This window comes from Streptomyces sp. NPDC014733, from assembly GCF_043083385.1.
Lineage (GTDB): Bacteria > Actinomycetota > Actinomycetes > Streptomycetales > Streptomycetaceae > Streptomyces.
Window position 1 is genome coordinate 136,957 of the sequence record NZ_JBIBYO010000011.1, and the last position, 20,996, is coordinate 157,952.

19 protein-coding genes are annotated in these 20,996 nt (G+C 73.2%); 3 read left to right on the forward strand and 16 right to left on the reverse strand.

The features are described 5' to 3' along the window. Window positions 1–4: 4 nt before the first annotated feature. On the reverse strand, window positions 5–1,222 hold the full coding sequence (locus ACF1BH_RS23420) for a sarcosine oxidase subunit beta family protein (RefSeq protein WP_391645174.1): 1,218 nt from the start codon (window positions 1,220–1,222) through the stop codon (window positions 5–7). A 195-nt stretch (window positions 1,223–1,417) separates the two neighbouring features. Between ACF1BH_RS23420 and ACF1BH_RS23425 the strand changes: the two genes are divergently transcribed. After that, the gene (locus ACF1BH_RS23425) at window positions 1,418–2,092 is read left to right on the forward strand and encodes a GntR family transcriptional regulator (RefSeq protein ID WP_391645176.1); all 675 of its coding nucleotides are present in this window, start codon (window positions 1,418–1,420) and stop codon (window positions 2,090–2,092) included. A 21-nt stretch (window positions 2,093–2,113) separates the two neighbouring features. On the opposite strand, the gene ACF1BH_RS23430 is transcribed toward ACF1BH_RS23425, so the two are convergent. The 6 genes from ACF1BH_RS23430 to ACF1BH_RS23455 all read right to left on the reverse strand — a co-directional run bounded on the left by ACF1BH_RS23430 (window position 2,114) and on the right by ACF1BH_RS23455 (window position 9,381). Beyond that, window positions 2,114–2,968 carry an MIP/aquaporin family protein gene (locus ACF1BH_RS23430; RefSeq protein ID WP_391645178.1) on the reverse strand — a complete coding sequence of 285 codons (855 nt, stop codon included), beginning with the start codon at window positions 2,966–2,968 and terminating at the stop codon, window positions 2,114–2,116. Window positions 2,969–3,243: 275 nt separating this feature from the next. Beyond that, window positions 3,244–4,704: a prealbumin-like fold domain-containing protein gene (locus tag ACF1BH_RS23435; protein WP_391645180.1), complete on the reverse strand. Its 1,461-nt coding sequence runs from the start codon at window positions 4,702–4,704 to the stop codon at window positions 3,244–3,246. 455 nt (window positions 4,705–5,159) lie between these two features. Further along, window positions 5,160–5,480 (reverse strand): hypothetical protein, encoded by a 321-nt coding sequence (locus tag ACF1BH_RS23440; protein WP_391645182.1) that lies wholly within the window; start codon window positions 5,478–5,480, stop codon window positions 5,160–5,162. Window positions 5,481–5,531: 51 nt separating this feature from the next. Then, window positions 5,532–5,690, reverse strand: coding sequence for a hypothetical protein (locus tag ACF1BH_RS23445; RefSeq protein ID WP_391645184.1), 159 nt, complete (start codon window positions 5,688–5,690; stop codon window positions 5,532–5,534). A gap of 149 nt (window positions 5,691–5,839) precedes the next feature. Continuing rightward, window positions 5,840–8,443 carry an ATP-dependent Clp protease ATP-binding subunit gene (locus tag ACF1BH_RS23450; protein ID WP_391645186.1) on the reverse strand — a complete coding sequence of 868 codons (2,604 nt, stop codon included), beginning with the start codon at window positions 8,441–8,443 and terminating at the stop codon, window positions 5,840–5,842. 185 nt (window positions 8,444–8,628) lie between these two features. Beyond that, window positions 8,629–9,381, reverse strand: a complete 753-nt coding sequence (locus tag ACF1BH_RS23455; protein WP_391645189.1) for a uracil-DNA glycosylase — start codon at window positions 9,379–9,381, stop codon at window positions 8,629–8,631. A gap of 241 nt (window positions 9,382–9,622) precedes the next feature. Here ACF1BH_RS23455 and ACF1BH_RS23460 point away from each other — a divergent pair, with 241 nt between their 5' ends. After that, window positions 9,623–10,243 carry an L-threonylcarbamoyladenylate synthase gene (locus ACF1BH_RS23460; RefSeq protein ID WP_391645191.1) on the forward strand — a complete coding sequence of 207 codons (621 nt, stop codon included), beginning with the start codon at window positions 9,623–9,625 and terminating at the stop codon, window positions 10,241–10,243. A 223-nt stretch (window positions 10,244–10,466) separates the two neighbouring features. Beyond that, window positions 10,467–11,894, forward strand: coding sequence for an MATE family efflux transporter (locus tag ACF1BH_RS23465; protein ID WP_391645193.1), 1,428 nt, complete (start codon window positions 10,467–10,469; stop codon window positions 11,892–11,894). A gap of 186 nt (window positions 11,895–12,080) precedes the next feature. Here the strand turns inward: ACF1BH_RS23465 and ACF1BH_RS23470 are convergent, their stop codons facing one another. The 9 genes from ACF1BH_RS23470 to ACF1BH_RS23510 all read right to left on the reverse strand — a co-directional run bounded on the left by ACF1BH_RS23470 (window position 12,081) and on the right by ACF1BH_RS23510 (window position 20,993). After that, complete coding sequence (locus tag ACF1BH_RS23470; RefSeq protein WP_391645195.1) at window positions 12,081–13,814, reverse strand: enoyl-CoA hydratase-related protein; 1,734 nt, start codon at window positions 13,812–13,814, stop codon at window positions 12,081–12,083. A 213-nt stretch (window positions 13,815–14,027) separates the two neighbouring features. Beyond that, entirely contained in the window at window positions 14,028–14,582 is a 555-nt protein-coding gene (locus ACF1BH_RS23475) for a hypothetical protein (RefSeq protein WP_391645197.1), read from the reverse strand. A 286-nt stretch (window positions 14,583–14,868) separates the two neighbouring features. Further along, a complete protein-coding gene (locus tag ACF1BH_RS23480) occupies window positions 14,869–15,486 on the reverse strand; it encodes a cysteine hydrolase (RefSeq protein WP_391645199.1) in 618 nt (205 codons plus the stop codon). A gap of 118 nt (window positions 15,487–15,604) precedes the next feature. Beyond that, complete coding sequence (locus tag ACF1BH_RS23485; RefSeq protein ID WP_391645201.1) at window positions 15,605–17,005, reverse strand: MFS transporter; 1,401 nt, start codon at window positions 17,003–17,005, stop codon at window positions 15,605–15,607. Continuing rightward, window positions 17,002–17,484 (reverse strand): MarR family winged helix-turn-helix transcriptional regulator, encoded by a 483-nt coding sequence (locus ACF1BH_RS23490; RefSeq protein WP_391645203.1) that lies wholly within the window; start codon window positions 17,482–17,484, stop codon window positions 17,002–17,004. Before ACF1BH_RS23490 ends, ACF1BH_RS23485 begins: the two co-directional genes overlap by 4 nt. A gap of 122 nt (window positions 17,485–17,606) precedes the next feature. Next, complete coding sequence (locus tag ACF1BH_RS23495) at window positions 17,607–18,365, reverse strand: SDR family NAD(P)-dependent oxidoreductase (RefSeq protein ID WP_391645205.1); 759 nt, start codon at window positions 18,363–18,365, stop codon at window positions 17,607–17,609. A 48-nt stretch (window positions 18,366–18,413) separates the two neighbouring features. Further along, the gene (locus ACF1BH_RS23500) at window positions 18,414–19,187 is read right to left on the reverse strand and encodes an SDR family NAD(P)-dependent oxidoreductase (RefSeq protein ID WP_391645207.1); all 774 of its coding nucleotides are present in this window, start codon (window positions 19,185–19,187) and stop codon (window positions 18,414–18,416) included. A 67-nt stretch (window positions 19,188–19,254) separates the two neighbouring features. Next, window positions 19,255–20,013 (reverse strand): SDR family NAD(P)-dependent oxidoreductase, encoded by a 759-nt coding sequence (locus tag ACF1BH_RS23505; protein ID WP_391645209.1) that lies wholly within the window; start codon window positions 20,011–20,013, stop codon window positions 19,255–19,257. Next, entirely contained in the window at window positions 20,010–20,993 is a 984-nt protein-coding gene (locus ACF1BH_RS23510; RefSeq protein WP_391645211.1) for a beta-ketoacyl-ACP synthase III, read from the reverse strand. The genes ACF1BH_RS23505 and ACF1BH_RS23510 overlap by 4 nt, the downstream gene beginning before the upstream one ends. Window positions 20,994–20,996: the final 3 nt, after the last annotated feature.

The following is a 20,996-nucleotide window of genomic DNA, read 5'->3' on the forward strand; positions in this document are numbered from 1 at the left end:
CCTCTCAGTGGGCCACGGCGGCGGCGCCGTGTTCGTCGATGAGGGCGCCGGTGGTGAACCGGTCGAGGGAGAACGGCGCGTTCAGCGGGTGCGGCGCACCGGTCGCCAGGGTGTGGGCGAAGGCCCACCCCGCGGCGGGGGTGGCCTTGAAACCGCCGGTGCCCCAGCCGCAGTTGACGAAGAGGTTCTCCAGCGGGGTGGCGCCGATGACGGGGGAGGCGTCGGGGGTGACGTCCACGATCCCGCCCCAGGTGCGCAGGACATGCGCGCGGGCGAAGACCGGGAACAGCTCGACGGCGGCGGCCATCTGCCGCTCGATGATGTGGAACGCGCCGCGCTGCCCGTAGCCGTTGTACCCGTCGACCCCGGCGCCCAGCACCAGTTCGCCCTTGTGCGCCTGGGAGACGTAGACGTGCACATGGTTGGACATCACGACCGTGGGGTGGACCGGTTCGTGGAGTTCGGAGACGAGCGCCTGGAGCGGATGGGACTGCACCGGCAGCCGGAACCCGGCCCGTTCGGCGAGGACGCTGCTGTGCCCGGCGACGGTCAGCCCCACCCGCCCGGCGTGGATCCGGCCGCGGTTGGTCTCCACACCGGTGACCCGCCCGCCGTCGGTGACGAAGCCGGTGACCTCGCACCCCTGGATCAGGTCGATGCCGTACGCGTCCGCGCTGCGGGCCAGCGCCCAGGCGACGTGGTCGTGCTTGGCGATCCCGGCGCGCGGCTGGTAGGTGGCGCCGAGTACGGGATAGCGGCTGTGTGGCGAGGTGTTGAGGATCGGGCAGACCTCGGCGATCTCGTCGGGCTCCAGCCAGTGCGAGTCGACGCCGTTGAGCCGGTTGGCGCCCACCCGGCGCGCGGAGTCGCGGACGTCCTGGAGGGTGTGCGCGAGGTTGAGGACGCCGCGTTGGCTGAACATCACGTCGTAGTCCAGCTCGGCGGGGAGCGTCTCCCAGAGCTTCAGCGCGTACTCGTAGAGGGCGGTCGTCTCGTCCCAGAGGTAGTTGGACCGGATGATCGTGGTGTTCCGTGCCATGTTGCCGCCGCCCAGCCAGCCCTTCTCCAGGACGGCGACGTCCGTGATGCCGTGCACGGACGCGAGGTAGTGCGCGGTGGCCAGCCCGTGCCCGCCGCCGCCGACGATCACGACGTCGTACGAGGAACGGGGCTCAGGGGTGCGCCACAGGTGCGCGGGGTGTTCCGGAAGGGGGGTGCTCATCCGGCGGTTCCCTTCGATTCGCGGGGGCGGGCGGCGGCGTCACAGGGCCGGGATCCCGCCGTACCGCGCGCCTGCGCTGCCCGGCCGGACCCTTCTGACCTGCACACCTTCCTGAAATTCAGCTGACAACCAACTGATATATCAGTAGCTTGCGGTAACGTAGGGGACCGATCGGGAGCCAGTCAAGGGGGCCGGATGGAGCAGCACCGGGTGGCGGAGTCACTCCTCGACGCGGGGGAGCCCTCGCTCGCCGAACGCGCCTACCGTGCCCTCCGCGACCGGCTGATCATGCTGGAGATCCGCCCCGGCGCCCCCATCAGCGAGGACCAGCTCGCCCAGTCCCTCGGCGTCGGCCGCACCCCCGTCCGTGAGGCCCTCAAGCGCCTCCAGTACGAGCGGTTGATCGCCGTCTACCCGCGGCGCGGCACCTTCGCCACCGAGGTCAACATCACCGACCTCGCCCATATCTCCGAGGTGCGGCGGGAGCTGGAACCGATGGCGGCGGGACAGGCGGCCCGCCGCGCCACCGACGCCCACCGCGCCGCGCTCACCGCCCTCATGGACGACCTGGAGGGCGCCCCGGCCGCGCCCCGCACCCCCGGCGCGCTGATGCACCTCGACCTCCAGGCCCACCGCGCGGTCTACGCCGCCACCCGTAACCCGTATCTGGAAGACACCCTGGTCCACTACGACAACCTCGCCACCCGGGTGTGGTGCCTCTTCGTCGACCGGTTGCCCGGTATGGCCGGACACATCGGGGAGCACGGACCGCTGCTGCGCGCGGTGGTCGCCGGCGACGCGGAGAAGGCCGCGGCTCTCGCCGCGGCCCATGTCGAGGGGTTCGAACGCGCCATCCGCGCCGCGCTCTGACCGGCCGCGACGGCGGCGCGCTCAGGTCTCGTCGGCCGTGGGGATGCGGCCGGGCGGCTCCGGTTCGGCCGCGATGCGGCGCAGAAAGTCGCCGATGAGGAACTTGTAGACCGCTCCGCCGAGCAGACCGCCGCAGAGCGGCGCGACGATCGGCACCCAGAAGTAGAGGTTGCCCCACTGGTCCCGCCAGGCGCTGCGGTACCCGGTGAGGAAGCTGGCCAGGCGCGGCCCGAAGTCGCGCGCCGGGTTGATGGCGTACCCGGCGTTCGTCCCGAACGCCATCCCGATCGCGACGACCACCAGGCCGATGAGGAACGGCGCCAGGTTCGCGCCGGGCGGCGTGTTCAGCAGATCGGTGAGGGCGAAGATCAGGATCAGCAGGATGGCGGTGCCGATGATCTGGTCCCGGAACGCGCCCCACTCGTGGACCCCGGCCGCCGTGGAGCCGTTCCCCGGCAGCGTGGAGAAGATCGTCTGCGTCTTGATGCCGTGCGTCGGGTCGGCCCGCGCGATGACCTCGGTGTAGTTCCACCGCACCAGCAGCGCGGCGCAGAACGCGCCCACCGTCTGGGCCAGCGCGTACGGCACCACCTTCGCCCACGAGAAGCCCTTGAACGCGGCGAGCGCCACCGTCACCGCCGGGTTGAGGTGGGCGCCGGTCATCCGCGCCGCCACGTAGGCGCCGAGCGTGACGCCCAGACCCCAGGCCCAGGCGATGCTGTCGTGCCCGCCGAGCCCGCCCTTGGGATCGGTCAGCGCGCCACCGGCGTTGACCTGGGCCACCACACCGCAGCCGAAGAGGATGAGGATCATCGTGCCGAGGAACTCCGCGAAGAGTTCATGGAGCAGCTTGGGTGTGCGAGGCGGTGCGCTCATGTCGGCGTCTCCCCGGCGTTCGGCGGTCACGCCCCGCCGGAGTGGAACGGGACGTCGCACGATCGTCATCAGCCTCCGGCCCCCCGCGCCACCCGGCCCGCCGCCGACCGCCCGGTTGATGGCCCGGTCGGGTGACGCGCTGCTCCGTCCGGGCACGACGGGGCGCGGCGCGACGAGGCGCATCCGGGGCGGGCGGCCCGGAAACGCGGTGGTGGGGCGCGGCCACCGGGACCACGCCCCACCACCAGAGGGCTCACATCAGCCGTTCCCGCAGGTCAGCCGCGTTCCGCCGACCGGCGCCGCCGTGCGAACGCCACCGCGCCGGCGCCCGCCACGACCAGCGTCGCCGCGCCCGCCGCGAGATACGGCGTGTTGTCGGCGCCGGTGTGCGCCAGCGACCCGCCGGTGACGCCCGCGGGCGCCGGGTGGTTGGGCGTCGGCTGCTGCGGCGTCGCCGGGGTGGTGGGCACCGACGGGGACGGCGACGGGCTGGGCACCGCGTTGTCCCACACCGTCACGGTCTGCCGCTCCCCGGACACCGCCTCGATCTTCTGCGGCTCCTTGTCGAGCTGGTACCCCTCGGGCGCCTCCGTCTCGACGACCCAGTACGTCCCGGCGGGCAGCTCGACCGCCTCGGACCGGCCGTCCTTCCCGGTGGTGACGGTGGTGACCACCGCACCCGGCGCGCCCTTGTCGTCCGCCCGGATCTCGTACGTCGCCGGGGAGGTGACCGCCTCGCCCGTGGCGCGGTCCTTCTTCACCGTGATGACGACCGCGGGCGGCTGGAAGCGGATCTCGCCGGACGCCTTGAGCGGCTTGCGCTCGGCCACGAAGTACACCAGCCGCTGCATCGGCTTGCCGTGCACGGTGCGGTCGGTGTGCCAGAACGTCGGCGAGTTCACCGACACCTCCGCACCGAACGCGGCGCCCGCGTCCGTGCCCGGCTTGTCCGGGGTGAAGCGGAAGACCGCCTTGCCCTGTGCGTCGGTGGTGCCCACCGTGCCGGGCTGCGCCGGACGGGCGACGTTGGTCAGCTCCGTGGTGTTCACCGCGACGCCCTCGGCGGGCTTCTTCCCCTGGGCGACCTTGACGGTCAGCTCCTTCTCCTGCGGGGTGCGCTCGAAGGGGTAGGTCTTGCCGGACCCCTCGACGCTCAGCGTGTACGGCGCCGAGTCGACCGTCAGGATCTCCTTGCGCAACCGGTTGAACTGGTCGACGACCGGTGCCGTGTCCACCTTCGCGTCGCCGCCGTAGCCCGCCACCGCGCCCTTCGGCATGCCCTTGTCCAGCCACCGCTGCCAGGGGATCTTCTCGCCGTTGTAGCCGCTCTCGTCGATGCCGTCGTGGGCGGCCAGCGCCCAGGTGACCAGCGCGGCGGCGGCCGAGGTGTTACGGCCCTCGACGGTGTCCGGCAGCTTGCCGTACCGCGAGGCCAGCTCCGCCAGCCGCGCCTTGGTGTCCTCGGACAGCTGCTTGGGCGCACCGGTGCGGGTGTAGCCGTTGTCCTTGCCGTCCGGGCCGTAGAGCGCCAGGTCCAGGCAGAGGGCGTGACTGCCGTCGTCCAGGACGTGGGTGCCGGTCCACATCGCGGTGTGCTTGCCGGTCCGCAGATGCCAGCCGACGGCCCGGCCCTCGTGTCCCTCCCGGTCGGCGGCCGACGCCGCGGACGCCGGGAGCGCGGCGCCCACCACCCCCACCACCACGGACACCGCGCCCATGGCCGAAAGTCTCTTCATCCGAGCTGTACGCATGAAAGTCGAGCCCCCTCGAAATTCGGGCCGCCCGCCCGTCGGGCGGCGCGGCCCCTCCCGCCCGCGCGGCCGCAGCACGGACCGGCGGCGGCCGGCTGGTCCCGGCCCCGCCCCGGCTGCGGCGCGGACTGCCTCAGAAAAGTACCGCCATCGCGGTCATGTCAAAGGAACTTGGCACAATCAAGCCCATCCCGACCATGGCGGGCACAAAGCCGCAGCCCGTCCCGCCCGGCCCGGCCCACCCCGCCGAGCTGCGGACCTTCGGCTGCGCACCGCGCCGGGGCCGCCCGGGCCGCCGCCGCGGCCACCCGCGGGCCGCGGCGCTCTCCGCGATCGATGGCCAAAACCCGCCCGCGGCACGGGAGATGTGGCGCGGCCGCCACTGGGCGGGCGGGCTTCCGGGGCCCGGTCCGTACTCCGGCGGGGGCGCTCCGCACCGGTCAGTGCGGCGCGGTGCGGTGTCCGAAGAGGTGGTGGCGGTGGCGCGGTTCGCCGGGGGCCGCCGGACGGTCGTGGCGCTCGGCCCGCGCCCGGCGCGAGGAGCGGCCCGCCCCGGCCACCAGCAGCCCGAGGCCGAGTACGGCCACCCCGCCGACGATCACCCCGAAGAGGAACAGGGCGCCCGCGGAGCCCGTCAGGTGGTAGCCGAACACCTTGAACGCCATGAGGAGTTCGTGTCCGGCGCCGACGTTGCCGACCACCGCGGCGACGCCGACGACGATCGCGGCGATCAGAAGGACGAGTCCGAGGATGACGAACATGAGGTGCTCCGATGCTGCGTTCCGCGTGCGTCCCGGGCGCCCGGCCGTCGCCTACCAGTAGTGGCGCCGCGGCTTGCCGACGGCCCGTCGCCGGATTTCGGCCACGTGCAGTGCGGCCCCGAGGACGGACAGGCCGGCGCCGACGGCCCAGAGCGCCGTGATGCCGGTCACCAGGCCGAGCACCAGCAGGGTCAGACCGAGAACGCTCACGACGACCTCCCGGTGCTCGTACCGGGGCATGCCCGTGCCTGAGTGGTACCCGGCCGCAATACCGACAAACTGGGAGGAAGTAGGGAAATGGGCAAGGTTGACCGGGCCGCACGCGGCGCCCGGCCCGCCGCACTCCGGTCGCCGGTCCCTCACCCCGCGGGCGGTGCCTCGGGACTCCCGTCCGCCGTGGCGCCGCCGCCCGGCGCCGCCGTGTCCGGTGCGGCATCCCCGCCCGGCGTGGTGCGGAACGCCGGACGGTCGTTCTCGATCTCCACCCGGATCCGGTCGCCGGAGGAGAGCGCCCCGTCGAGCACCAGCCGGGAGAGCGCGTTGTCGATCTCCCGCTGGATGGTCCGCCGCAACGGCCGCGCCCCGTACTCCGGGCGGTGCCCGCGCCGGGTCAGCCAGTCGACCGCCTCCGGGGAGAACTCGATGGCCATGTCCTGCGCCCGCATCCGGCGGCTCGTGGCATCCAGCAGCAGCGCGGTGATCTCCCGCAGCTGTGCGTCGGTGAGCTGGCGGAACACGATGATCTCGTCGAGCCGGTTCAGGAACTCCGGCCGGAAGTGCGTGCGCAGCGCCGCCATCGCCCGCTCCCGCGCCCCGTCGTCGCCGTCCCCGCCCGACAGGCCGAAACCGAGCGTGCCCCGGCCGCCGCTGAGCGCCTCCGACCCCAGATTGCTGGTCATCACGATGACGGTGTTCTTGAAGTCGACGGTCCGGCCCTGCGCATCGGTGAGATGCCCGTCGTCCAGCACCTGCAACAGCATGTTGAAGACATCGGGGTGCGCCTTCTCCACCTCGTCCAGCAGTACCAGCGCGTACGGATGGCGGCGCACCGCCTCCGTCAGCTGCCCCGCGTCCTCGTGGCCGACGTACCCGGGCGGCGCCCCGACCAGCCGGCTCACCGTGTGCCGCTCCTGGTACTCGCTCATGTCGAGCCGCACCATCCGGTCCTCGCTGCCGAACAGCGCCTCCGCCAGCGCCCGCGCCAGCTCCGTCTTGCCCACGCCCGTCGGCCCCAGGAACAGGAAACTGCCGATCGGCCGCTGCGGATCGGCCAGCCCCGCGCGCGAGCGCAGCACCGCCTCCGCCACCGCACCCACCGCGTCGTCCTGCCCGATCACCCGCGCGCGCAGCCGCTCCTCCAGGCCCAGCAGCCGCTGGCGCTCCTCCTCGGTGAGATTGCTGACCGGGATGCCGGTCTGCCGCGAGATGATCTCGGCGATGTCGGCCGCGGTGACCTCCACGATCCGGTCGTCGCCCGGTGACGGGGAGGTGCCCGCCCCGATCTGCTCGGTGAGCGCCACGATCCGGTCCCGCAGCTCGGTGGCGCGCTCGTACTGCTCCGCCGCCACCGCCTGGTCCTTGTCCCGCGTCAGCTGCTCGACCTCCCGCTCCATCCCCCGTACGCCCGCCGCCTTGGTGCCCGACCGCAGCCGGACCCGGGCGCCCGCCTGGTCGATCAGATCGATCGCCTTGTCCGGCAGGAACCGGTCGGTGAGATACCGGTCGGACAGCTCCACCGCCGCCAGCAGCGCCTCGTCGGTGTACCGCACCTGGTGGTGCGCCTCGTAGCGGTCCTGGAGCCCCCGCAGGATCTCCACCGCGTCCGCCACGTCCGGCTCCGGCACCAGCAGCGGCTGGAAGCGGCGGGCCAGCGCGGCGTCCTTCTCGATGTACCGCCGGTACTCCTCCAGCGTGGTGGCGCCGATGACGTGCAGCTCACCGCGGGCCAGCGCCGGTTTGAGGATGTTGCTCGCATCCATGCTGCCGCCCTCCGAACCACCGCCCGCGCCCACCACGGTGTGCAGCTCGTCGATGAAGACGATCAACGAGTCGGAGTGCGCCCGCACCTCCTCGATGATGGCGTTCAGCCGTTCCTCGAAGTCGCCGCGGAAGCGCGTCCCGGCGACCACGCCCGTCATGTCGAGCGACACCACCCGCCGCCCCGCCAGCGTCTCCGGAACGTCGCCGTCGGCCATCCGCTGCGCCAGCCCCTCCACGATCGCGGTCTTGCCCACGCCCGCGTCGCCGACCAGCACCGGATTGTTCTTGCCGCGCCGCGACAGCACCTCGACGGTCTGCTCGATCTCCGCCTCGCGCCCGATCACCGGATCGATCCGCCCGGCGCGCGCCAGGTCCGTCAGATCGCGGCTGTACTTGTCCAGCGTCGGCGTCTCGTGCCGTGGCGCGGCGCCCGGCTCCGGCGGGGGCGGCGGGTGGGACGGCGCCGCGCCCCGCTCGGCGGCGTGCTGCGCCTCGATCCGGAAGACGTTCAGGATCCGCCCGGCCGCCGAGTCCGGATTGGCCGCCAGCGCCTCCAGTACGTGCTCCGGCCCGATGTACGACGCGCCGCTGCCCAGCGCCATGTCGTGCGCGCCCAGCAGCGCCCGCTTGACCGCCGGGGTCACCGCCACCCGGGACTGCTGCGGCCCCGTCCCCGCGCTGCGGTCGATGTCCGCGGCGAGCGCATCGGGGTCCGCGCCGGACTGCCGTACCAGGCTGCGGGTCGGCTCCGCGGTGAGCGCGGCCCGCAGCAGATGCTCGGTGCCCAGCTCCGCGCTGCCGTGATCGGCGGCGTAGGTCGCCGCGGAGGTCACCAGGTCGCGGGCGCCGGCGCTCATCAGCCGGGCGATGTCCGCCTGCATCGGTGCCCGGCTGGAGCCGCCCGAACGGCCGAAGACGCGTCCCAGGAAGTCGCCGAACGGGTCCGGTTCGAAGCCCTCCGGGCCCATGAATCCGTCGCTCATCTGTGTCCGTTCCGCTGTCACGGTGCCGCGACATGCTGCCTGTCGGATCCGATACCGGCCACCGCGGGCGCGCACACGCCGGACGGCGGCCCCTGCTTCAGGATCAGGGGGACCGCGGCGCTCCGCACGCGGACGGCGCACACCGCGCCCGGTCGCCTACGGACCGGCCGCCGGGAACCGGCCGCTCACCCCGTACCCCGCGCCAGCCGGGCGCCCCGCTCCAGCACCTCGGTGAGCATCGGCGCGGTCAGCCGCCCGGTGAAGGTGTTGCGGCGGCTCGGGTGGTAGCACCCCAGGACGTGCAGCGGGCCCCGGCCGCCCCCGCCGGGCAGCGTCACCAGCCCGCCGTGCCGGAACGCCGGCCGCGGCCGCGGCAGCCGCCACCCCGCGGCCGCCAGCACCGGCCACAGCGCCTGCCAGCCGAACGCCCCCAGCACCACCACCGCCCGCAACCCCGGCGCCAGCAGCGCCAGCTCCGCCGCCAGCCACGGGCGGCAGGTGTCGCGCTCGGCCGGGGTCGGCCGGTTCTCCGGCGGCGCGCAGTGCACCGGCGCCGTGATCCGTACGCCGTACAGCTCCAGCCCGTCCCCGCGGCCCGTCGCCGTCGGCTGCGAGGCGAGCCCCGCGGCGTACAACGCGGCGAACAGGAAGTCCCCGGCGTCGTCCCCGGTGAACATCCGCCCCGTACGGTTCCCGCCGTGCGCCGCCGGAGCCAGTCCCATCACCGCCAGCGAGGCGTCCGCCGGACCGAAACCCGGCACCGGCCGCGCCCAGTACTCCTCGTCCCGGAACGCCGCCCGCCGCACCACCGCGACCTCCTCGCGCCACGCCACCAGCCGCGGACAGGCCCGGCACCCGGTCACCGCCCCGTCCAGCTCCGCCACGCTCGTACAGCGCGCCGCCCGGTACGCCGGGAATCCCGCTTCGGCCTCGTCCATCCCCACACCGTAGGACCGCCGCCCGCCTCGCGGCGCGCCGCCGACCGGCGTGCACCGGAACGCGCCCGGTCGGGCGAGGCCGCCCGGACACTGAGCGCCGCGGCGACCGCACCGGGGAGCGGCCGGCCCGCCGCAGGGGCGTGAACCGGCCCTCGGGGGCGTGAGCCGGCCCCGCCGCGCCCGCCGGATCCGGCCGGTCGCCGCGCCCCGGTGTCCCGCCGCCACCCCCTACACTCGCCGGATGGCGAAGTATTTCGATGTGCATCCCGACAACCCGCAGCGCCGCACCCTCGGCACCGTCGCCGATCTGATCCGCTCCGACGGGCTCGTCGCGTATCCGACCGACTCCTGCTTCGCGCTGGGCTGCCGGATCGGCAGCCGGGACGGTATCGCCAGGATCCGGTCGATCCGTCAGCTCGACGAGCGGCACCACTTCACCCTCGTCTGCCGCGATTTCGCGCAGCTGGGCCAGCTCGTACAGATCGACAACGACGTCTTCCGCGCGCTCAAGGCGGCCACGCCCGGCAGCTACACCTTCATCCTCCCCGCCACCCGCGAGGTGCCGCGGCAGCTCCAGCACCCGAAGAAGAAGACGGTCGGCGTCCGCATCCCCGACCACACCGTCGCGCAGGCGCTCCTCGACGAGTTGGGCGAGCCGATCCTCTCCAGCACCCTGCTGCTGCCCGACGAGGAGGAGCCGCTGACCCAGGGCTGGGAGATCAAGGAGCGCCTCGACCACGTCGTCGACGCGGTCGTCGACTCCGGTGACTGCGGCACCGAACCGACCACCGTCATCGATTTCTCCGGCGGCACCCCGGAGATCGTCCGCCACGGCGCGGGCGACCCGGCCCGCTTCGCGTAACCCCGCCGGCCACCGCGCGGCGAACCTCTTTCCCGTGGCCGCCGGGCCACCACCGGCCGTGCCCGCCGTCTCGCCCCGGGACACCCGACGCTGCCTCTACGCTCGGCGCGTACGACCGCGCCCCGGCCGGCCCGGCGGGGTGTCCCGTCCTCACACCTCAGGGATGTCCGGCCATGCAGCACTCCGCCGTCACCGTGGACGCACCGCGCGCGGACGTCGCGGCGTGAGCGCGGCCCGGGCCCGGATCGACCCGTCCCTCGTCCGTGAGGTCATCCAGGTCTCGCTGCCGTTGATGTTCGGCATGGCCGGCAATTTGGTGATGATGCTGGTCGACCGCATCGCGCTGGCCCGCTACTCGGACGCCACCCTCATGGCGTCGGGGCCCGCCGTCTTCACCGGTATGACGCTCATCATGTGCGTCACCGGCATCGCCGGGATCACCCGCTCCTACGTCGCCCAGGCCCACGGCCGCGGCGACCGCGACGGGGCCGCCGACGAGGGCGCCGCGGGCGTCCTCCTCGCCGTCGGGCTGGCCGCGGCGCTGCTGCTCACCACCCCGCTGATCGTCCGCATCCCGCAGCTGAGCGACCGTCCGGCCGCGAGCACCGCGCTGGAATCGGTGTTCCTGGCCTGGTCGGTGCGGTTCGGCGCGGTGATGACCGTCAACACCGCGCTCGCGTCGTACTTCAACGGCACTCGCCGCACCCGTGTCCCGATGGCCGTCGGCCTCGTCGGACAGGCCGCCGGCGTGGTGCTGGACATCGGCCTGGTCTTCGGCGCCTTCGGCCTGCCCGAACTGGGCATGCGCGGCTCGGGCATCGCGACGTTCCTCGCCGTCACCGTGATGCTCGCCGGCTATCTGGTGTGCCTGCCGCGCACCTTCTTCGCGGGCTTCGCCCGGCTGGCGGCGGGCCGCGTCCGGACGCTCACCGCGCTGCTCGGCCGGCGGCTGCGCAAGGGCGCCCCGGCCGGCGGTTCCGGCGGGCTGGAGGAACTGGGCCACACCTCCGTCGTCTGGATCGCCGGCGTCCTCGGACCCGTCGCCCTCGCCGCCAACAACGTCGTGCTGTCCCTCAACTACGTGGCGGTCATCCCGCTGGTCGGCCTGGGCGTCGGCTGCTCCGTCCTGACCGGCAACGCCCTCGGCGACCACCGCCACGCCCGCATCCCGTCCCTGCTCCGCGCCACGTTCGCGGTCGGCGCGGCATACGTCCTGGTCATCGCCTGCTTCCAGGTGTTCCTGCCGACGCTGCTGCTGGCCCCGTTCGGCCTCGACGGCGCCGACGCGGCGACGACCGGCACCGCGGTCGCCGCGTCGCGGGTGGTGTGGATGTACGCGGTGGCGTTCCTGTTCTCGATGGTCGGCGGCGCCGTCCTGGAGAGTTTCGGCCTGACCCGCTTCGTCCTGCTCACCCGCATCGGCGTCGTCTGGGTACTGAGCATCCCCACCATCCTCGCCCTCGTGCTGACCCACCGCGGCAACTCCGGCGTCCTGACGCTGATCTGGGTCGTCTACGCCCTGTACGAAGGGGTGATGGGCGTCGTCTACCTCCGCCGCATCCGGCGCGCCGTGGCCACCGGTGAGAACCGCCTGGCCGACCCGGAGCGCGCCCCGCAGCCGTCCGGAGAGGGCGACGTCCAGCGCATCTGACGCGATGTCACCTGGGCGCTCGCTCCTGCCGCCGGGCCCCTGACGACAGCGAGGCGGCCGGCAGGTGCTCACAGCAGGCCCGGACAACTGTTCGCGGACCCGCACCGGTCGCCCGGACCGGCCGCGGGCGCGTGCGCGCAGGCGCGGCGGGGGAGCGCGGCGGGGGAGCGCCCCACCGCGTCGGCCTCACCCGCCGACCACCGGCCGCCCGTACGCCGCCTCGTGCGCGCCGCCCCGGAGCGCGGCGTCCCGCAGATGCTCCGGGCTGCTCCGCGGGCGCCGCTTGCGGACGAAATCGGCGCGCAGGGCGTGGTAGGGCGCGCCGGGGTCGAAGAAGGTGCGGCGCATCTGCGTCAGCTCCTCCGTACGGTAGGCGGAGAGCGGCTTGACGGCCTCGTCGCGCTCCCGCACCGCCTTCTTGGCCTCGATGCGCCGCTGGACCGGCGACGAGGTGGCGATCCGCGCGGCGAGGCGGGAGACCTCGGCGCCGAACTCCTCCGGTGCGCAGCGGACGATGCGGTCCACCAGGCCGAGGCCGAGCGCCTTCGCCGCCGTCACCGGCAGCGCGCGCCGCATCAGACGCGCCGCCTGACCGTGGCCGACCCGGCGGGGGAGGGTGTACGTCCAGTACTCGGAGCCGTACAGGCCCATCAGCCGGTAGTGCGGGTTGAGCAGGGCGCCGCTGCGGCACCAGACGTCGTCCGCCGCCAGCGCCAGCATCGCGCCGCCCGCCGCGGCGTTGCCGCCGAGCGCGGCGACGACCAGCCGGTCGGTGGTGGTCAGGACCGCCTCCACCAGGTCGTCCATGGCGGTGATGTTCGCCCAGGACTCCGCGGCCGGGTCGGCGGCCGCCTCGATCACGTGCAGATGGATGCCGTTGGAGAAGAAGTCCCGGCCGCCGCCGAGCACCAGGACGCGGGTCGGCCGGGAGCAGGCGAAGCGGTACGCCGCGAGCAGCCGCTCGCACCGGTCGGTGCTCATCGCGCCGCCGGGGAAGGAGAACCACAGGAAGCCGACCGGGCCGTCCTCCCGGTAGCGGATGTCCGTCCAGGTCCGCCGGCCCTCGGGGACCTGGAGCGGGGCGGGTACCTCCGGCACCGGCGGCAGCCGCTCGCCGAGCGCGCGGGCGGCCGGCAGTTTGACGGTGGCCGGGCCGCCCGGGCGCCGGCGGGGCCGCAGCTCGGGGATCCACACCGCACCGTCCACCGTCGCCCGGCAGATCGCGCCCGCCCGGGTGGCCAGGATCTCGCCCGGGCGGCCCCGCAGCGTGTCCTCGGCACAGCCGCCGTGCAGATACCACTCCGCGCCCCCGAGCGCGTCCAGCACACCCGGCTGCGAGTCCGCGGTCCGCAGCTTGCGCAGAACGGTACCGGTGGGGTCCGACGCCCAGTCGATCCGCCGCAGGCTCTGGTCGAAGTAGGGCCGGAGGTGCCCGGCACCGTCCTGACGCCGGGGCCGGTACGTGCCCGAGGCGAACCGCCGGACCGCGAGGAGCACCGCCTGTACGGCGGCGTCGCCGACCTCGCCCCGGTACAGCTCGCTCTTGCCGACGGGCGGCAGCACACAGGGCACGGAGGCCCACACGTCCCCGGCGTCCATCTCCGCTTCGGCCTGCAACACCGTCACGCCCCAGTCGCGGGCGCCCTCGTGGATCGCCCAGTCCAGCGACGACGGACCCCGGTCACCCACCGGGCCCGGGTGGACGACGAGACACGGATACGCGGACCAGACGTCCCGCGGGATCGCGGTGGTGAGCATCGGCGCGACGATCACCTCCGGTGCGTGCCGCCGCACGGCGTCCCGCAGGAACTCCTCGCCCAGCGCCAACTCCACCGCCACCGAGTGGCCTTCCTCGCCCAGCTCGGCGAAGACCCGCTGGGTGAGACTGTTGACCGCGCTCGCGATCAGCAGGATGTGCACCGCTACCTCCCGACCTCCGGGCCCGCACCGATACCGGCCCGGCTGCCGCGATCATCACCGCGGCGGGCACGGCAGCCGTCGAGCCCCGCCCGCCGGGTCACCTGGCCGGACGCCGACGGACACCGTGTCGGCGGCGTGCGACGGCGAGGGGCGGCGGAGCACGGGAGCACGGCGGTCGAGGCGGCGGCCGTCGGAGCCCCGGCCGGGTGCCGGTCAGGGCCGGGACGAGTGCTCCTCGGCCGGGAGCTCGTTGTCCAGCCAGGCGAGGAAGGAGAGCGCCGAGCCGCCGAAGTGTTCCCGTATCCGCGCCTGGATGGCGCGCAGCGCATGGCCGGGGACGAAGTTCTGCTCCGCGGGCTGCCCGCAGCCGCAGGCGCAGTACCGGGCGCGCAGCTGTACCTCCTCGGGCAGCTCGCCGTAGGCGACGCTGTTGCGGGAGTCGTTGTGCAGCGGATCGATCTGGTCCACGTAATGGTCGTAGATCGGGTGCCCGGGGGTCAGGAGCGTGCCCCACAGGGCCTTCTTCCGGCCGCGGTCGGTCCCGTGGACGGTCACGTCGGTGAGCTCGGCGATGGCCCGCACCCGGCCCTCGCCCACGATGAGGGCGTACCGCTCGCGCCGGACCATCCGCAGGTCCAGACGCCACACCCCGCGGCCGGCTTCCCAGGCTTCGCTCTCGGTCATGCGGGGGAAGTAGCCGATCGAGTGCCGGTTCAGTGGGTCGCCGGTCACCCGCTCGTAATCACCGATCCTGATCCGGATCGCCATGCGGCGCCTCCACGGTAGTTGGGTGCCCTGCCCGACGGCGCCGTGCCGTGCCTGCCCAGTCCGGTCCCCAGTCCGGTCCTCGGGCCGGGGGTGGCGAGAGCGGTCCCGGTGGAGAGGGGTGGCGCGACGACGTCCGGCGAGTGGGTGCCGGCCAGGGGCCGTGAGACCCCCGGCCGACGTCACATGTCCGAGCCGCGCCCTCCGGCACAGGCCCGATGCGTACCCCCGTCGCTCGTACGGTGCCGAGCTGCGGGGCGATCGGTCACGGGCCGGGGACGCGGGCCGGTCACAGCGCCGGGCCGGCTCCCTCCGCGGGGCCCGCGACCAGGCTGTCGGCGAAGGACTTGCCGTCGAGGAGATCGGCCTGCGACGGGAAGACCGATTCGAGCAGCGTGTGGTGGGCGGTCGTGTCGGGGTCGGCGCAGACGTCCGAGAGCACGATCACCCGGTAGTCACGGTCGGCCGCGTCACGGACGGTGGACAGTATGACGCCCGTGGTGCTGACACCGGCCAGCACGATGGTGTCGATGCCGCGCTCCCGCAGGAAATCGTCGAGATGCGTCGTGCTGAACGCGCCGGTCCGGGTCTTGGTGATGATCTTGTCCTGCGGCCCGGGCTGGACCTCGGGAGCGATGACGGTCTCGGGGGAACCCTCCGCGAAGAGGTGGTGTTCGGCCGCCGGGGCGAAGGTCTTGTTGTACTCCGAGATGCCCTTGTAGTCCTCCTCGGTGAAGGCAACCCGCACATAGACGACCTGGATACCGGCGGCCACGGCCGCCTCCCGGGCCTGCTTGGCCCGCTGCACCAACTCGGAAGGGTCGGAGAGGAGGCCGAGGATGCCCGCCTGGAGATCCATGAGCAGCAACGCCGTGCGCTGCGGCGTGAAGGTGAGGGTGTCGGTCATCGTGGTCTTTCCTTTCGATCACTCTTACGGACGTGCGACAGTCCCGGCGTCGGGCGCGGGCCCGACAGAAACGGCCCGCCGGGCGGGGCCAGGGCGCGGGCGGTGACCCGCGCCCGGGTCAACGGGTGTGCGCCGGCAGCTTGTCGAGGACGGTGGCCAGCAACAGCAGGGTGGCGAGGCCGGCCAGCGCCAGTCCCAGGACGTGCAGCCCCGCGTCCCCGGCGGTGTTGCCGAGCGCCAGACTCACCAGGCCGGCGGACATGATGGCACCGAGATTGGTGGAGGTGCGCAGCAACCCCGAGGCCACACCGACCTGTTCGGCGGGGGACTGAGCGTAGAGCACGGTCTGGTTGCCCACCGAGCCGAGGCCGGTCGTCACGCCGAACGTCAGCGTCACCGCCGCGATCAGGACGAGGGGGGTGTCATGGCTGAACGTCACCATCGCCAGCGATCCGGCCAGCGCCGCGGCCGCCGCGGCGATCAGCGGGCCGCGGACGAGCTGCCGCCGGGAGAAGGGGATGGTGACCACCGAGGCCAGGAAGGACATCGGCAACAGCAGGAGGCTGACCGTGATGGCCGACATTCCCCGGCTCTCCGCCAGCCACTGGGACAGGCCGTAGAGGATGCAGTACGGCACCAGCAGGGTGGCCCCGACGCGCAGATAGGTCATGCTCAGCGGCCGGTTCCGGGCGAGCATCCGGACGTCGATGAAGGGCAGCCGGGCCCGGCGCTCCCAGAGCACCAGCGCGACCGCCAGGACGAGGGCCGCGGTCAGCATCAGCCAGTTGGGGTGGGTCAGATCGCCGCAGAACAGCAGCGCGCAGGTGACCACGGAGGCGAACAGGAGCATGCCCGGCGGGTCCAGCTCGCTGAGGAGCGACACCGAGGCGCGCGCACCGGAACCGCCGTCGGCCGGGACCCAGCAGAGGGTCGTCACGATGCCGATCAGCGCCATCGGCACATTGACGAGGAAGGTCGCCCGCCAGTCGGCCACCGCCACCAGCGCGCCGCCGATCGGCAGGCCCACGGCCGCGGTCACCAGCCCGGCGGCCGACAGCGCGCCCAGCGTGCCGCCGACCTTCACCTCCGGATGGCGCTCGGCGAACCGCCGTACGATCATCATCGCCGTGGGATACCCCCCGGCCGTACCGATACCGAGCAGGACCCGGGCCACGGTCAGCGTCGCCAGATTCGGGGCCAGGGTGCCCAGGATGCCGCCCGCGCCGACCAGGCACAGTCCGGCGAGGAACACCCGCCGGGGACCGAACCGCTCGGCGAGCCTGCCCATGGTGGGCTGGGCGATGGCGCTGGCGAGATAGAGCGACGACACCAGTACCGCGGTCGCGGCGATGGTCACGTGGAGCGACCGGGCGATGGGCACCAACGCGGTCGCGAGAATGGAGCTGTTGATGGGGTTGAGGGCGGAGCCCACCAGCAGCGGGGCCACCAGACGCCACCCCGGTGTGCGGACCGTGCCGTCGGCCGCCGCGGTCTTGTCGCGGGTTAACTCACTGCTCACCGCGCACCCCCGTGGACGCCCCGGCGCCGCATGCTCACGACCGGGCCGACGGTGGAGTCGACGAGGCGGCCCATCAGCTTCACGGCCGACGCCAGCTGCTCCTGCTCCTCGGGGGAGAGCTCTTCCGCGATCGCCGCACTGAGCCAACGGGCGTGCAGCCCCAGCAGATCGGTCACCAGCTCGCTGCCGCGCTCCGTACCGGTGAGCAGAACGCGACGGCCGTCGTTCTCATCGGGGGTGCGCCGTATCAGGCCGGCTTCCTCCAGCCCCGTCAGGGTCTGCGCCATCGACTGGGGGCGCATGTACTCCAGGGCGGCCAGTTCGCTCGTGGTGATCGGCCCCTCGCGCACCACGCGGTACAGCGCCGTCAGTTGGGGACGCGACAATCCTTCGGCTTCCACGCCCGACTCCGCCCGGATGCGGCCGCGCAGCAGGCGCATCGCGAAATCGAGGTCCATGGCCAACGCTGCCAGATCCATTGGTCCGTCATCACCACTTCGGCAAGTGAACAGGTAGCCTGCACAGTATATCTCTTCAGGCTACCTGTCCATTTATCGGCGGTGTGGCGGTCACGGCCCCCGGGACCGGTGGTGCCGCGGCGTCACAGAGCGGTCCAGCCCCCGTCGATCACATAGCCGGAGCCGTGCACGAACGAGGATTCGTCGCTCGCGAGGAAGAGCACGAGGTGGGCGATCTCCTCCGGCTGGGCATGGCGCCGGGCGGGCACGCTCCGGACGGTTTCGAGGATCGCGGCGTCGCCCTGCTCCAGGATCGGCCGTGTCATCGGGGTCTCCACGGCGCCGGGCAGGATCGCGTTGGCCCGCACCCCCTGCTTGCCGTAATCGGCGGCGAGTTGCCGGGTGAACCCGATGACGCCGTGCTTGGACGCGGTGTACGCGATCCCGCCGCCACCCGCCACCACTCCGGAGATCGAGGAGGTGTTGACGACCGTTCCGCCGCCGTCGAGAAGCGCGGGCAGCAGCCCCTTGGTGACCAGGAACATCCCCGTGAGGTTGATGCCCAGGACGCGGTTCCACTGCTCTTCGTCGGTATCGAGCACGGGCGCATAGTGGTCGAAGACGCCCGCGTTGTTCACCAGGATGTCCACCTGCCCGAACGCGGCCAGCGAGCGCTCGACGGCGCGGCCGACCGATGCGCTGTCCGCGACGTCGACCGTATACGCCGCGGACCGCGCGCCACGCTCCCGCAGCGCATCGACCGTGACGGCGGCGTCCTTCGCGTTCAGATCCCAGACGGCGACCGCGGCGCCCTCCGCCGCGAACCGCTCGGCGACGGCCCTGCCGATGCCGGAACCGCCGCCGGTGACCACCGCCACCTTTCCTTCGAGGCGACCGACCACGACATCCTCCTTCGTACGACGGGAAGTGGGTGAGAAGAAGAGGGGGTGCTACAGCGCGGTGAAACCACCGTCGACCGGCAGGGTCACACCGGTGACGTAGGAACTGCGCTCGCTGCACAGCCACGCGGCGGCCTGGGCCGTCTCCTCGGGGTCCGCCGTCCGCGGCTGGGGCGTCGTGCGGTGCAGCTCCTGCTCGATTCCGGGGTTCTGGGCGTACCACGCCTCCACCAGCTCGCTGCGCGTGGTGCCGGGGGCGATGGCGTTCACCCGGATCCCCTCGCCGCCGTACTCGGCGGCAGCGGCCTTGGTCAGCCCGATGACCGCATGCTTGGAGGCGACGTACGGGGCGGCGACCGGCGAGGCCACCAGCCCGCCGACGCTGCTGGTGTTGACGATCGCGCCGCCGTTCCCGCCCGCCAGCATCGCCGCGATCTCCGGGCGCAGGCAGTTGAAGAGTCCCCGGACGTTGGTGTCCATGACGGGGTCGTACTCCTCGTCCGCCATCAGGTGCAGCGGGGTGCGGCCGCAGGCGTAGCCCGCGTTGTTGAACGCCGTGTCGAGCCGGCCGAAGCGCTCCACGGTGAAGTCCACGGCGCGCCGCATGTCGGCGGATTGGCTCACGTCCGCCACCACGTACTCCGCCTCCGCGCCCGTCTCCCGCAACTCCTTGACCAGGGCCGCCAGGCGCTCCTCGCGGCGGGCGATCAGGACGACGGCGGAGCCCTCGCGTGCGAAGACCCGCGCCGCGGCCGCGCCGATACCGCTGCTGGAGCCGGTGATCAGGCTCACCTTGCCGGACAGAATGCCGTCTTTCCCGGTCATGCCGTCTTTCCCGCTCATGGGGGACCGTGCCTTTCTGGGGTGTCGGGGGCTCAAGGGCGGTGCTTCCTCAGGGAGCCATGCGGAGGGCTCCGTCGAGACGGATGGTTTCGCCGTTCACCATGGGGTTGGTGACGATGTGCAGCGCCAGCTCCGCGTACTCGGCCGGGTCGCCGAGCCGGGCGGGGTGCGGGGTGCGGGAGCCCAGTTCGGTGCGGGCGGTCTCCGGTACGGCCGCGAGCATCGGGGTGTCGAACAGCCCGGGGGCGATGGTGACCACCCGGATCCGCAGGGCGGCGAGATCGCGGGCGACGGGCAGCGTCAGGCCGACGACGCCGCCCTTGGACGCGGCATAGGCGGCCTGGCCGGCCATCCCGTCGAAGGCGGCGACGGAGGCGGTGTTGATGATGACACCGCGCTCACCGTCGACCTCCTCGGACCGGCTCACGCGCTGGGCGAAGAGCCGGATGACGTTGAACGTGCCGATCAGATTGACCCGGACGACATCGGCGAACTCCGCCAGCGGGAACGCGCCGCGGCTGCCCACCGTCTTGACGGCGTTGCTGATGCCGGCGCAGTTCACGACGGTACGCAGGGTGCCCAGTTCCTGGGCGGTGTCGAGCGCGGCGCCGACCTCCGCCTCGTCGCCGACGTCGGCGGCGACGAAGACGGCCCCGTCGCCGAGCCGTTCGGCGACGGCCCGGCCCTTGTCCCGCGACGGACTCACGAGGACGACGCGGGCGCCGGCCCGCAGGAACCGCTCCGCGGTGGCCAGCCCGAGACCGGAGGTGCCGCCGGTGACCAGCGCGACGCTGCCCGAGATGTTCACCGCGCGACCCGGCCGGCGGACAGCTCTTCCCGCGGCTGCGCGGCGGCTCGGCTCCTCCAGGTGATGACACCGGCGCCCCAGGAGAGGCCCGCGCCGAAGGCGGCGAGGCCCAACACGGCTCCGGGATGCAGCAGTTGCTGTTCCCCCGCGTGGGCGAGGGCCAGCGGGATGGAGGCGGAGGAGGTGTTGGCGACCTTGTCGACGTTGAGGAAGACCCGGTCGGCGGAGACGCCGAGCCGCCGACGGACCGCATGGATGATCCGGGCGTTGGCCTGATGGGCGACGAAGAGATCGAGATCGTCCGGGCCCAGACCGGTCCGTTCGAGCACCAGCTGGGTGTGCCCGGCCATCAGATCCACGGCGCTCTCGAAGATCTCCCGCCCGCGCATCCGCAGCAGCTTGTCCTGCTGCACGTAGAGCAGGTCGATCCGCCTGCCGTCGGAGCCGAGCGCGAAGGACGGCCGCAGCCCGCCCTCCGCCCTCGACACGACGACCGCCCCCGCACCGTCCCCGAGCAGCACCGCGGTGTTGCGGTCGGTGTGATCGGTGATCCGGGACAGCGCCTCGGCGCCGCAGACCAGGACATGGTCGGCGCGCCCCGACTCGATCGCCGCCACCGCGTGGTCCAGCGCGTACAGGAACCCGGAGCAGCCCGCGCTGACGTCGAAGGCGGCGGGCCGGTCGATGCCCAGCCGGGTGGCGACCTCGACGGCCATGCCCGGGCTGATCCGGTCGGCCGTGGAGGTGGCCACCACCACCTGGCGGATGTCGCGCGGGGCGACACCGGCGTCCGCCAGCGCCCGGTCACAGGCGTCCGTGGCCAGCTCCGCGAGGCTCGCGTCCTCGGCGAGCCGGCGGCGTTCCCGGATGCCGGTGCGCTGGACGATCCACTCGTCGGAGGTGTCGAGATGAACGAAGTCGTGATTGCTCAGGACCCGCTCGGGCAGTGCCGCTCCGGCACCGGCAAGTGTGACGGTCATGGC

Coding starts and splice junctions, on each gene's coding strand:
- ACF1BH_RS23420 (WP_391645174.1), bottom strand. CDS start 1,222: ATGAGCACCCCCCTTCCGGAACACCCCGCGCACCTGTGGCGCACCCCT.
- ACF1BH_RS23425 (WP_391645176.1), top strand. CDS start 1,418: ATGGAGCAGCACCGGGTGGCGGAGTCACTCCTCGACGCGGGGGAGCCC.
- ACF1BH_RS23430 (WP_391645178.1), bottom strand. CDS start 2,968: ATGAGCGCACCGCCTCGCACACCCAAGCTGCTCCATGAACTCTTCGCG.
- ACF1BH_RS23435 (WP_391645180.1), bottom strand. CDS start 4,704: ATGAAGAGACTTTCGGCCATGGGCGCGGTGTCCGTGGTGGTGGGGGTG.
- ACF1BH_RS23440 (WP_391645182.1), bottom strand. CDS start 5,480: ATGTTCGTCATCCTCGGACTCGTCCTTCTGATCGCCGCGATCGTCGTC.
- ACF1BH_RS23450 (WP_391645186.1), bottom strand. CDS start 8,443: ATGAGCGACGGATTCATGGGCCCGGAGGGCTTCGAACCGGACCCGTTC.
- ACF1BH_RS23455 (WP_391645189.1), bottom strand. CDS start 9,381: ATGGACGAGGCCGAAGCGGGATTCCCGGCGTACCGGGCGGCGCGCTGT.
- ACF1BH_RS23460 (WP_391645191.1), top strand. CDS start 9,623: ATGGCGAAGTATTTCGATGTGCATCCCGACAACCCGCAGCGCCGCACC.
- ACF1BH_RS23475 (WP_391645197.1), bottom strand. CDS start 14,582: ATGGCGATCCGGATCAGGATCGGTGATTACGAGCGGGTGACCGGCGAC.
- ACF1BH_RS23480 (WP_391645199.1), bottom strand. CDS start 15,486: ATGACCGACACCCTCACCTTCACGCCGCAGCGCACGGCGTTGCTGCTC.
- ACF1BH_RS23490 (WP_391645203.1), bottom strand. CDS start 17,484: ATGGATCTGGCAGCGTTGGCCATGGACCTCGATTTCGCGATGCGCCTG.
- ACF1BH_RS23500 (WP_391645207.1), bottom strand. CDS start 19,187: ATGACCGGGAAAGACGGCATTCTGTCCGGCAAGGTGAGCCTGATCACC.
- ACF1BH_RS23510 (WP_391645211.1), bottom strand. CDS start 20,993: ATGACCGTCACACTTGCCGGTGCCGGAGCGGCACTGCCCGAGCGGGTC.